This is a genomic window from Spirosoma aerophilum, from assembly GCF_054782495.1.
Genome location: NZ_BAAGSJ010000013.1, coordinates 281,517 through 293,356 on the forward strand (window position 1 = coordinate 281,517; position 11,840 = coordinate 293,356).

The 11,840-nt window shown below is 52.1% G+C and carries 12 protein-coding genes; 4 read left to right on the forward strand and 8 right to left on the reverse strand.

The window, feature by feature from the left end:
• Nucleotides 1–3 precede the first annotated feature (3 nt).
• Nucleotides 4–2,355: a heavy metal translocating P-type ATPase gene (locus ACYVK4_RS12665; protein WP_461127880.1), complete on the forward strand. Its 2,352-nt coding sequence runs from the start codon at nt 4–6 to the stop codon at nt 2,353–2,355.
• Nucleotides 2,356–2,446: 91 nt separating this feature from the next.
• Here the strand turns inward: ACYVK4_RS12665 and ACYVK4_RS12670 are convergent, their stop codons facing one another.
• Both ACYVK4_RS12670 and ACYVK4_RS12675 read right to left on the reverse strand, forming a co-directional pair.
• Nucleotides 2,447–3,013 (reverse strand): 50S ribosomal protein L25/general stress protein Ctc, encoded by a 567-nt coding sequence (locus tag ACYVK4_RS12670; RefSeq protein WP_461127881.1) that lies wholly within the window; start codon nt 3,011–3,013, stop codon nt 2,447–2,449.
• Between the two features lie 98 nt (nt 3,014–3,111).
• A complete protein-coding gene (locus ACYVK4_RS12675; RefSeq protein ID WP_461127882.1) occupies nt 3,112–4,053 on the reverse strand; it encodes a ribose-phosphate pyrophosphokinase in 942 nt (313 codons plus the stop codon).
• Between the two features lie 180 nt (nt 4,054–4,233).
• Between ACYVK4_RS12675 and ACYVK4_RS12680 the strand changes: the two genes are divergently transcribed.
• The 3 genes from ACYVK4_RS12680 to ACYVK4_RS12690 are packed head-to-tail and all read left to right on the forward strand — an operon-like array spanning nt 4,234 to nt 6,737.
• Entirely contained in the window at nt 4,234–5,412 is a 1,179-nt protein-coding gene (locus ACYVK4_RS12680) for an acyl-CoA dehydrogenase family protein (protein ID WP_461127883.1), read from the forward strand.
• Nucleotides 5,393–6,157 carry a PIG-L deacetylase family protein gene (locus ACYVK4_RS12685; RefSeq protein ID WP_461127884.1) on the forward strand — a complete coding sequence of 255 codons (765 nt, stop codon included), beginning with the start codon at nt 5,393–5,395 and terminating at the stop codon, nt 6,155–6,157. The genes ACYVK4_RS12680 and ACYVK4_RS12685 overlap by 20 nt, the downstream gene beginning before the upstream one ends.
• Nucleotides 6,150–6,737, forward strand: coding sequence for a class I SAM-dependent DNA methyltransferase (locus ACYVK4_RS12690; RefSeq protein ID WP_461127885.1), 588 nt, complete (start codon nt 6,150–6,152; stop codon nt 6,735–6,737). Before ACYVK4_RS12685 ends, ACYVK4_RS12690 begins: the two co-directional genes overlap by 8 nt.
• Here ACYVK4_RS12690 and ACYVK4_RS12695 read toward each other — a convergent pair.
• The 6 genes from ACYVK4_RS12695 to trpS all read right to left on the reverse strand — a co-directional run bounded on the left by ACYVK4_RS12695 (nt 6,720) and on the right by trpS (nt 11,784).
• Complete coding sequence (locus ACYVK4_RS12695; protein ID WP_461127886.1) at nt 6,720–7,895, reverse strand: glycosyltransferase family 2 protein; 1,176 nt, start codon at nt 7,893–7,895, stop codon at nt 6,720–6,722. The two genes, ACYVK4_RS12690 and ACYVK4_RS12695, sit on opposite strands and share 18 nt — an antisense overlap.
• A 106-nt stretch (nt 7,896–8,001) precedes the next feature.
• Complete coding sequence (locus ACYVK4_RS12700; RefSeq protein WP_461127887.1) at nt 8,002–8,577, reverse strand: phosphatase PAP2 family protein; 576 nt, start codon at nt 8,575–8,577, stop codon at nt 8,002–8,004.
• 3 nt (nt 8,578–8,580) lie between these two features.
• Nucleotides 8,581–9,495 carry a sugar phosphate isomerase/epimerase family protein gene (locus tag ACYVK4_RS12705; protein WP_461127888.1) on the reverse strand — a complete coding sequence of 305 codons (915 nt, stop codon included), beginning with the start codon at nt 9,493–9,495 and terminating at the stop codon, nt 8,581–8,583.
• 70 nt (nt 9,496–9,565) lie between these two features.
• Complete coding sequence (deoC, locus tag ACYVK4_RS12710) at nt 9,566–10,333, reverse strand: deoxyribose-phosphate aldolase (protein ID WP_461127889.1); 768 nt, start codon at nt 10,331–10,333, stop codon at nt 9,566–9,568.
• A gap of 125 nt (nt 10,334–10,458) precedes the next feature.
• Nucleotides 10,459–10,692 carry a response regulator transcription factor gene (locus ACYVK4_RS12715; protein WP_461127890.1) on the reverse strand — a complete coding sequence of 78 codons (234 nt, stop codon included), beginning with the start codon at nt 10,690–10,692 and terminating at the stop codon, nt 10,459–10,461.
• A gap of 114 nt (nt 10,693–10,806) precedes the next feature.
• The gene (gene trpS, locus ACYVK4_RS12720; RefSeq protein ID WP_461127891.1) at nt 10,807–11,784 is read right to left on the reverse strand and encodes a tryptophan--tRNA ligase; all 978 of its coding nucleotides are present in this window, start codon (nt 11,782–11,784) and stop codon (nt 10,807–10,809) included.
• Between the last annotated feature and the right edge of the window lie 56 nt (nt 11,785–11,840).

Consider the following 11,840-nt stretch of genomic DNA (forward strand, 5'->3'; position numbering starts at 1 on the left):
ATCATGCGTGCTATAACTGCTGCGTCAGACAGGAAAACCGGAAGAAGCGGTGCTGCATCCGAAATTCGGCAAACCTACCCGGTTCTGGAGATGAGCTGTGCCGCTTGTGCCGTCAGTGTCGAGTCGATATTGAAACACACGCCGGGCGTTAGCGATGCGGGTGTCAACTATGCCAATCAATCGGCCTGGGTACAGTTTAACCCCACTGTTGTTAGTCCGGCAGCTTTGCAGGAGGCCGTCCGCGAAATGGGCTACGACATCGTGATCGAGACCGAAGAATCGGGGCCTGATCCACGACAGGTGCAGGAAGAAGCGCAGCAGCAGAAGACACAGCAACTGAAGCAGCGTACCATTTGGGCGTTGGTATTGTCGGTGCCCATTGTGATGATCGGCATGTTCTTCATGGAGCTGCCCTATGGAAACTATATTATGATGGCGTTGGCAGCACCGGTCGTTTTTGGTCTGGGGCGCTCCTTCTTCGTCAATGCCTGGAAACAGGCCCGGCATGGTAAAGCCAACATGGATACGCTGGTGGCACTGAGCACCGGCATAGCGTTCTTGTTCAGTGCCTTTAACACGCTTTATCCGGAGTTCTGGCATAGGCGGGACGAATCCGCATCGGGCTTGCATCCGCACGTTTACTTTGAAGCAGCTGCCGTGGTCATTGCCTTTATCTCACTGGGTAAGCTTCTCGAAGAACGGGCCAAGCTGAACACCTCGTCGGCCATCAAAAAACTGATGGGCCTGCAGCCTAAAACGGTTCGGCTGGTTGAGGGGGATTCCGAACGTGATATACCGATTGCCGCCGTTCAGGTGGGTAATGTGCTGCTGGTACGACCCGGTGAGAAAGTTCCGGTCGATGGTCGTGTTGCCTCCGGGCAGTCGTATGTCGATGAGAGCATGATCAGCGGTGAGCCTGTAGCCGTCGCCAAACAAGCGGGGGATGCTGTCTTTGCCGGGACTATCAATCAGAGAGGAAGTTTTCAGTTTACCGCCGAAAAAGTTGGGGCCAATACGTTGCTGGCACAAATCATTCGTATGGTGCAGGATGCTCAGGGAAGCAAGGCACCGGTGCAGCGGGTGGTCGATCGCATTGCCGGAATTTTTGTGCCCGTTGTTCTGGGCATAGCCATTCTGACGTTTGTTGTCTGGCTGGCTTTCGGGCATTACCTAGCCCCGGACAGCGACCCATTTACCACGGCTCTGCTCACGTCCCTCACGGTGCTGGTCATTGCCTGCCCCTGTGCACTGGGCCTGGCAACACCGACCGCCATTATGGTAGGCGTGGGGAAAGGTGCCGAAAACAACATCCTGATCAAAGATGCCGAAAGTCTGGAAATTGCCCATACCGTCAATGCCGTTGTGCTCGACAAAACCGGCACAATTACCGAAGGTAAACCCGTTGTGACGGATATACAATGGGTGACCGGACTTGCAGAACAGGCCTCGTTAAAGTCGATCCTGTATGCGCTGGAAAAATCATCCGAACACCCGCTGGCCGATGCCGTGACGGCTTTTTTATCAGACAGCACCCCCATTAACCTGCACGCCTTCGAGAGCGTAACCGGACAGGGCGTCAGAGCTGAGTTTCAGGGCCACATTTACCTGGCGGGTAACCAGCGGCTGGTGGGCGATAACAATATCGTGCTTCCCGACGTACTGGCCAACCAGGCTGAAGCATGGCGAAGTCAGGCCAAAACAGTTATTTACTTCGCCCGGCAAATAGCAGGAGGACAGGCGGAAACCGGTCATCTCGCAGCTGACGCAGCCGGACAGGTGCTTGCTGTGCTGGCCATTACCGACCCGGTCAAGGCGACATCTAAAGCGGCTATTGCAACCCTACGCGAGCAGGGTATTGAGGTGCATATGCTCACGGGCGATAACCGGCAAACCGCAGCAGCGGTGGCTACGCAGGTGGGTATCGACCAGTATAAAGCTGATGTAATGCCTGCCGACAAAGCCGAGTTTGTCAAACAATTGCAGACCGCGGGTAAAGTTGTGGCCATGGTGGGCGATGGCATCAATGACTCACAGGCACTAGCCCAGGCCGATGTCAGCATTGCCATGGGCAAAGGGTCTGACATCGCCATGGACGTGGCCCGAATGACGCTCATCACCTCCGATTTGACCAGTGTACCGAGGGCGCTGAATTTGTCAAGACAAACCGTGCGTGTTGTTCGGCAGAATCTGTTCTGGGCATTTATCTATAACCTGATCGGCATACCCATTGCCGCCGGACTTTTGTTTCCAGCTTTCGGCTTTTTGCTGAGTCCAATGATCGCCGGAGCGGCCATGGCGCTCAGCTCTGTTTCCGTTGTGAGCAACAGCCTTCGATTGCGGGGGATGAAGTTATAAGGTATAAATCAACTGTATTTATACAGGAACGCCCCGCCAGAAATCTGGCGGGGCGTTTGCATTAAATCTATTAGTTGTAAAAACGGTAACCTTATTTGCCTACCGTTCCGCGCAGTGCACGTGGGATTTCGATGCTGGCAACCGGGTTCGAGGCTTCTTCAAGCATCTCGAGGTTGTTAACGACAATTTGACCGACACGAACAGATTTGCCAAGGTCCAGACCCGATACGTCCACGTCAATAAAGTCGGGGATGTTTTCGATAGCACCTTTCACACGCAGTTTCCGAACGCGGGTTACTAATTTACCACCTTTCTGTACACCTGGGGCTGTACCGACCAAACGTACGGGAACAGCGATTTTAACGGGCTTTTTGTCCGTGATTAACAGGAAGTCAGCGTGTAAAAGAACATCGCTAACAGGGTGGAATTGTGATTCCTGAAGGATGGCCCGATACTCGGCACCTTCAATGTTCAGGAGGACTTCAAAAATATTGGGCGTATAAATTAAATCGCGGAACAGGATCGCTGGCGCATAGAAATGCACCTGCTCTTCTCCACCATATAACACGCATGGAACATTGCCCTCGGCCCGAATCGCCTGTGATTCCGTGCGGCCGAGATTCGCTCGTTGATACCCTACAATCTCGAGTTTTTTCATGGTTTTAATTTTAAAATGTAAAGAGTGAAAGAGCGAATTAGCGAAAGTGTGAAAAATATAGAGGCTTAATTCCGCTCTTTCACTCATTCGTTCGCTTTTCAGTATTTTATAAAAAGTGAACTAATAGATTCATGATCACGAATGCGGCCAATGGCTTTAGCAAATAACTCCGCCACGGACAGCACTCTTATTTTGTCGTTCAGTTGCTGCATCGGCAACGTATCGGCAACAACCAATTCATCCAGTACCGAATTGGCGATATTCTCATGAGCTTTGCCCGACATGATCGGGTGCGTACATACGGCCCGAACCGACAAAGCGCCTTTATCCATGATGATCTGAGCCGCTTTTGCCATTGTGCCGCCTGTGTCGATCAGGTCATCGACCAGCACAACGTTGGCGCCTTCCACATCGCCAATCACTTGCATCGAAGCAATTTCGTTGGCCCGTTTACGGTGTTTATCACACAGGACAATGTCGGCGTTGAAATGTTTCGCAAAGGTTCGGGCGCGATTGGCACCCCCCACGTCCGGCGAGGCAACGACCAGATTTTCCAGGTTCAGGCTCCGGATATACGGTACGAAAACCGATGTTCCTTCCAGATGGTCGACCGGAAAGTCGAAAAAGCCCTGAATCTGTCCGGCGTGCAGGTCGATGGTCATCAACCGGTCAACACCCGAAGCCGCCAGCATATTCGCTACCAATTTAGCGGCAATGGACACGCGCGGTTTATCCTTCCGATCCTGACGGGCATAGCCGAAATAAGGAATAACCACCGTAACGTAGTGAGCTGAAGCACGTCGGGCTGCATCCACCATAAGCAGTAATTCCATCAGATTATCGCCCGGAGGAGGGGTCGACTGAATCAGAAACACATCACAGCCCCGAACGGATTCCTCAAAGCTGGGAGACATTTCGCCATCGCTGAACCGCCGACAGGTGTAACCGCCCAGGTCTTTACCGTAATAATGGGCAATTTTTTCTGCCAGATACGTGGATTGACTACCAGAAAAAATCTTGACGGGATTAAACGAAGCCATGAGTGCCAGACAAATTTCCCGCAAAGGTACGGAAAAAAGGGTCTGGTTCGTAGTGCACTTCTAAGTTTATTCGAATAAAAGCCGACCTGACAATCAGATGGCCAAAATAACGCAGGCACCAATCCCCATGTCAGGGAATAAATAGCTAAACAATTCTGTAAAACTATAGCTTAATTAGAGATGGACACGTCTTTTTCTTCACCCACCATGGCGTCTTCGACCAGGTTGTCGCTGGCTGTTGATACGGATCAAATAAACACGTTGCTAAAGCAGATTGCCGATGTTGCCGCCCAGACAGACGATGATAAATCGTTTCCTGAAAAAGCATTTGGCTGGCTGGCGGATGCCGGTTTCCTGGAAATAACCCTGCCCGGCAGGCAACTCGATTACCAATTGCCCAAAACCGGGCCGCTTTTAAGTTGGCTGAAACGGGTTGGAGCGGCAAATCTGGCCGTGGGGCGGGTGTATGAAGGGCACATCAATGCTCTGAACCTGATCGACATTTACGCAACGAAGGAGCAGAAGAAAGGATGGTATGCCGATGTGACGCAACAGGCCCGTTTGTTCAGCGTCTGGAACACACAGGCAGTTGATGGGGTAAAAATTCACTCGATCGGTAATGGCCGTTACCAACTCGAAGGGTCGAAGACGTTTTGTTCCGGATCGGGATTTATCGAGCGGCCCTTGGTGACGGGCCAGTTGCTGGGCGCCCCAAAACAGGGGTGGCAGATGTGCATCATTCCCACCGAGCGTGTCAGGCCTATTCCGCAGGACGATAGTTTCTGGCAACCGCTTGGTATGCGGGCGTCCATCAGTTATAAGCTCGATTTCACCGGCGTTGAGCTTGACGAACAGGATTTGTTGGGTCAACCCGATGACTATTACCGTCAGCCTTATTTCAGCGGGGGAGCCATACGATTTGCTGCGGTACAGTTAGGAGGAGCCGAAGCACTCTTTGAGGCAACCCGGAATTTCCTCGCATCCATGGGCCGTATGGACGATTCTTTCCAACGGACGCGCCTGGCCGAAATGGCCTGCCTGATCGAATCCGGAAATCAGTGGATCAGTACGGCCGGTGCCAAAACGGATGCCTGGCTATCGAGTGGGAACGAAGCCGAAAAGATCGTTGCCTATGCAAACATGACCAGAACGGCAATCGAAGAGATTTGCCTGCGGATCATGCCACTGGCCGAACGGTCTGTGGGTGCCCGTGGTCTAATGCGACCGCTGCCGTTCGAGCGAATTCACCGGGATTTGACATTCTATTTACGACAACCCGCCCCGGATGCTACCATCCTGGATACTGGCCGGTATGTTCTCGAAACCAAAAAAAGTGCCCATGAGCTCTGGAACTACTAAAGCCCGGGCATTGGAAGAATTAGCCCGCCCGGCCGATCTTGATCAGATTGGAAACGTACTGGTGGTGGCACCCCATCCTGACGATGAATCGCTGGGTTGTGGGGGCACTATCGTGCTGCTGCGGCAACGGGGCTATTCCGTGCATGTGCTGTTTGTGAGTGACGGAACCATGTCGCACCCGAACTCGCCAACGTACCCCGCTGATCGATTGCGGGCTGTGCGGGAGTCCGAAGCGCTGGACGCCCTGCAACGCTTGCAGGTGCCCGCCGAACAGGCTGTGTTCATGCGACAGAAAGATACGCAGGTAGCTACTGCGGATAGCCCTGATTTTGATAAAGCTGTAGATTTTATCCATACGCTGCTTACGAACCTGCAACCCCAAACGGTACTGGTGCCCTGGCGACGGGACCCGCACCGGGACCATCGGGCGTCCTGGCAATTAGTAAATGCGGCTATGGCGAAGTTGCCCCATGCCCCCAGACTTCTGGAATATTTGATCTGGCTTTGGGAGCTTGGCAAGGAAGAAGATATGCCCCGGCAGAACGAAATGACGGTTTGGCGCGTGCCGATCGAATCGGTTATTGAGCAACGAAATCAGGCCGTTGCGGCTCATCGGTCGCAGGTGAGCCGTATGATTGACGACGACCCAACGGCTTTTTATTTATCGCCGGAACTGCTGATGCACTTTGATAATCCGCGTGAATTGTTTCTGGAAGAACTGACAAACAACCCCGACAATGCCTGACGCAAGCCTGCCTGTTACTTACTTTGACGATGTATATCGCGCCAACGACGATCCGTGGTCGTTTGAAACAAGTCCGTATGAACGCGATAAATATGCTGCTACAATGGCTGCACTGCCCAACGGGAAATATGCCAACGCGTTTGAAATTGGTTGCTCCATTGGGGTCTTGAGCGAGATGATGGCTCAACGATGCGATCAGTTACTGGCTGTTGACGCCAGTGAACTACCCCTTGAAGCCGCCCGCAAACGGCTGACGCCGTACCCACACGTGACGGTTCATCAAATGAGCATCCCCAACCAGTTTCCTGATGATCTGTTCGATCTGATCCTGATGTCGGAAGTGGGGTATTATCTGGTGCAGGACGATCTGAACCGAGCCCGCCAGCTAATGCTTGACCATCTGGAAACCGATGGACACTTGTTACTTGTGCATTGGACCCCCTTTGTTCACGACTATCCGCTCACAGGCGACCAGGTCCACGAACAATTTATGGAATTGGCGGGAGAGGAGAAACCCCTCCGGCACCTGCTGGGCCAGCGAACGGATAAGTACCGGCTGGACCTATTTCAGAAGCAATAGTGGTTCAATACTCAACTGGTTGCGCAGATCGTGAATGGCTTCGGTAATGGGAACGGGTTGCCAGGCATTTGCCCAGGGACCCGTCGCCATTTTTTCTTCGACTTTTTCCCAAAGAAGGCCAAAGAAGCGGCTCTGACGGATTTCAGCCGCGAGCCAGTTGGGGTCAATGAATAATTGATTGGCAATTGTTTGCAGCAATTCGGTGGTAACGCCCTGCAGTCGCTGCTGCCAGCATAGGCGCAGTTGCTGTTTGTTGCGGAGCTGGATGATAACCGCTTCGGCAGGCTGCGCCAGTTGACATTTATTTGATTTTGTCATGGTCGACCAGTACCGCAACTGCTCGGAAAAACCCACCGCCACACGACCCTGGGTGCGAGCAGAGGTGAAAACCTTGACAAGCGGACTTTTGCGAACCCGGGCATCCATGCGCATCAGGGCCCGGTAAAAGGCTTCATCTTCCAGAAATGGCTTTTCCGGCATTCGCCCTACTTCATCATACATTCGGCAGGTAACGGCAATACTCGCCCCAAAATGCTGGAAATGACGCGGCCATGGGTCGTGAGGGTAGGGGTCATACAGCGCTTCGGCTTTGGCTACCAGCGTACGGTACATAACATCGCGCAGATGATACAGGCGGACATTACTTTTGTCCGGGTGGGTTAAAATGCGCCCACCCACGGCATCGTTGCCATTGGCGATCTCAAGCATGATGTTAAAAATCCATTGCCTGTCCACCATGGTATCGCCATCAGTGGAGGCAATAATACCGTCCTGTCGGCCAACCCCGGTTAACCGTCGGTAAGCTTCATCCATAAGCAGCCGCCTGACGGTGCCGATGTTAGCTTTTGCCGGTGGGAGGTGAATCTGGGCAACGTGCAGGGAGAAGTCAGGAAATTGCTGCTGATACTGTATGGCAACTTCGTAGGAATAATCGGTACAGTTATTCGCTAACAACAATACTTCATACAGGCTTTTGTCCAGGGGCAATCCGGTGCTGGAAAGCTGTTGCCGGAGGGCGTCAAGTGTATCCGTTAAGTGTGCTGCCTCATTGCGTACCGGAACAATTACGCTTACCCGTAAATTTGAGGATGGTGCTGTTTGGTTGAACAAACGGTGTGGTAATGTAGCGGAATCCGTTCCGTTAATGTCAGGTTGCATAGGGTTCTCCGACCCGATTGCGTATTCAGTCAACCGGTGCCGTCTACTACAACAGAACGTACGGATGATTGTTGCCCAATTTGAGTAAGTTCCGGACAGAAGTGTCTCAACCTATTTTACGGATTGCCGAGCGGTATTGGATCTTTTTCAGCATAAACACGCAGATGGTAGCGGATAAGACACCAACCCCAGTACCGGCCAGCACATCGAGCGGGTAGTGGGCGGCTACGTAGATTCGGCTATAGGATACCACGGCAGCCCATAAAAATCCCCACCGAAGCCAGCCATGTTTGTTTCCCAGCATGAGCCAGAGACTGGCTGCCAGCGCAAACGTAGTCGAAGCATGGGAGGAGCAAAAGCCATATTGCCCCCCACATTCGAGCACGGGGTGAATGAGCTTCTGAAGCGACAGCTCATGGCACGGACGTAAGCGGTGGGTGAGGGGCTTTATAACCGATGAGGCTATCTGATCGGCCAGAGCAACTGACGCAATAATTGTTAGAATGAAGCCAATCGCTTGCCGGCGATACTGATAAATCAGCCATCCAATGAGCAGGGCATAAAAGGGTATCCAGCTGTTCCGCTCCGTGATCCAGATCATGATCGGATCGAGCCAGGGCAGGTAGCGGCCGTTGAGCCACAGAAATAGGTTAATGTCGAACTGGTTCAGCTTGTCAATCATGTATTACAACACCAAAAATTGACTCAGATAGTTACGGGCGGTCAGGATAGCCGTTTTGACATCCTCCGGGTGACTTTCGTAGGCCTTATCTTCTACCTCAATGCAAACCGGACCCCGGTACCGAACATCGGTAAGAGCCGCAAAAAAATCACGCCAGCGCACATCGCCCAGGCCGGGCAACTTTGGTGAATGATACTCCAGCGGATTGGCCATAATGCCCACCCGGTTCAATTTGTCACGGTATAATTTTACGTCTTTCAGGTGGATATGGTGCAGCCGGTCGCGGTAGTCGTAAATGGGTTTCACTTCGTCCATCATCTGCCAGATCAGGTGGCTTGGGTCATAATTGAGACCCAGCGCCCGCGAAGGGATAATCTCGAACATCCGGTCCCAGATGGCGGGTGTGGTGGCGAGATTTTTACCGCCCGGCCACTCATCGTCCGTAAACCACATGGGGCAATTTTCGATGCCAATTTTAACGTTACACTCCTCGGCGACCTTAACAATGGCAGGCCAGTGTTCGGCATACAGCTTCAGGTTGTCGGTAATACTCAGGGACGGATTTCTGCCGATAAACGTATTAACGACGGGTACGCCCAGCTTTGCGGCTGCCCTGATGATTTGCTTAATATGCTCACGATAAAATTCAGCCTGTTCCGGGTTCGGGTCCAGCGGATTCGGGTAATATCCCAGACCCGAAATGGAAACATGATACATCCGGGTCAGCGTATGGATCTGATCGACATGCAGGTTGTTCACATCGATGTGGGTAACGCCCGCATACCGGCGCGCATCGGCATTGCCGGATGGCCAGCACATCAGTTCAACGCATTTAAACTGATGTTCAGAAGCAAATTTCAATACGCTGTTGAGATCATAATCGGCCAGAATAGCCGAAACAAAACCGAGATTAAGCATAAAAGGAAATAGGAATAAAGGATGTTAGGACATGTATTAACCACTTGCCTGCCCACAAATGGACGACAACTCAATAGCCGCTTAGTTCAATAAAGGAGGGGGAGGCTGGATTTAAAGGCACTTTACCCGAACGACGGTAGGCCTCGTTCATGATCTCTGCCGTTGAGGAGGTGCCCACGCGGGAAACACCCATATCTTTCAGCCTGAGCACGTGGTCCAGCGTGCGAATGCCGCCCGAAGCTTTAACGCGTACATCGGGTCCTGCCTTGTCGATCAACAGACGAACATCGTGGTCCGTGGCGCCTTCATAATTATAACTACCATCAGCACCTTTCACAAAGCCGAAGCCCGTCGACGTCTTAACAAAAGCAACGCCCACTTCGGAACAAATTTGACAAAGCCGGATTTTAACAGCGTCGCCCATCAAAAAGTCAGTCTCGAAAATTACTTTCAGGATCGCTCCTTCCGACTGGCAGGTGTACTGAATGGCCCGAATTTCATCGGTTACGTAAGGCCAGTCTTCCCTGACTACTTTGCCAATGTTAACGACCATATCAATTTCAGTGGCCCCATCGCGGCACGCCTGTACGGTTTCTGCAATTTTAACGGGAAGGGCATTGCTGCCGTGGGGAAAGCCAATCACCGTTCCCACCCGAACGCTGGAGCCCGCCAGCATGTCTTTGGCCAGCGAAACGGCATACGGCTTGATGCAAACGGAGGCTACGTCGAAAGCCAGTGCCTGCTGGCACCCTAAGCGCAAATCGACATCGGTAAGGGTGGGGTGCAGCAAGGCATGATCGATCAGCTTTGCAATTTCGTAGATGGGTAGTGAGTTCATAGCTCCGCAGGAATTGTGGATGCGAAGATACGTGCTTGGACAGTATTTGAAGCGAAAGCAAAGAATGAACTTGTCCGTAGTAAACAAACGTCCTCCCATCGGGGCGATGGGAGGACGTTTGAATTTTATAAGGTGACAACACCCATGCGTAAGGCTGAGAGAACCAGGCCAACGCGGCTTTTTACCTGCAGCCGCTCGAAGAGTGTTTCCCGATAGCCGTCAACGGTGCGCGGACTGACACACATTTTGTCGGCAATTTGAACATACGTTAAATCGGAGCAGGCCAACTGTAGAAAGTGGCGCTCGCGGTGATTGAGCTGAATTGCGTTCAGGTTGAACGAAGGCGATAGACTGTTCATGGTGATAGGATATGCTTAAACATTTATTGGCTGAGTAGCGAACTAACCAAAAATAAACGAATAGACATATTATTTTCACCCGATCTGTGTAAACGGTAGTTTTCTGGCTGACAATCAGTTAAATCCCAGTTTTTCCCGCACTCTGTCAATCGTTTTACCCGCTACGGCGCGGGCTTTATCTTCTCCTGCCCGTAGTTCTGCTTCCAGTGCGTCGTTGTTAGTCATATAGTAGTTGAAGCGCTCCCGCTCGTTGGCAAACTGGGCCAGAATGAGTTCATAAAACGCTTTTTTGGCCATGCCATAGCCATAGTTCCCCCCTTCATACAAGGCACGCATCGCTGCTGTTTGTTCGGGGGAGGCCAGCAGGGAAAAAAGCTGAAACGTAATGTCCGTATCCGGGTTCTTCGGTTCTTCGAGCGGGGTCGAATCCGACTTGATTTTTTTGATCACTTTCCACAGCTCATTCTCCGGCAGGAAAATGTCGATGTAATTGTTGTACGACTTACTCATTTTGGCCCCGTCGATGCCCGGAATCGTCATGAGCCGATCGTCGATACGGGCTTCGGGCAATACGAATACATCTTCGTTATATTCCCGATTGAAGGCACTGGCAATATCGCGCGTCATTTCGATATGCTGCCGCTGGTCTTTGCCTACTGGGATTAATTCGGCATCATACAGCAGGATATCAGCCGCCTGCAAAACCGGGTACACAAATAAACCCGTATTGGTCGGACCACTGGAGCGCTCCGACTTTTCCTTGTAGGACGTCGCATTGTTGAGCATCGGCATGGGCGTAAAGCAGCTCAAATGCCAGGCGAGTTCCGTATGTTCGGGTACACGCGATTGACGCCAGAATGTATTCTTTGCGGTGTCTAAACCAAAGGCCAGCCACGTAGCCGCCACAGCCCGCGTAAACTCCCGACGCGTAGGACCATCTTTAATGGTCGTGAGCGAATGAAGATCGGCGATGAATAAAAATGACTCGTTACCGGGCTGTTTCGATAAGTCGATGGCGGGTTTGATAGCCCCCAGAATGTTTCCCAAATGCGGGCGCCCGCTGCTCTGAATACCTGTTAAAATGCGTGACATGGTTTTTTATAGGAGTGAGGAGCGGAGAGTGAGGAGTGAAGAGGACTGGCGCATGT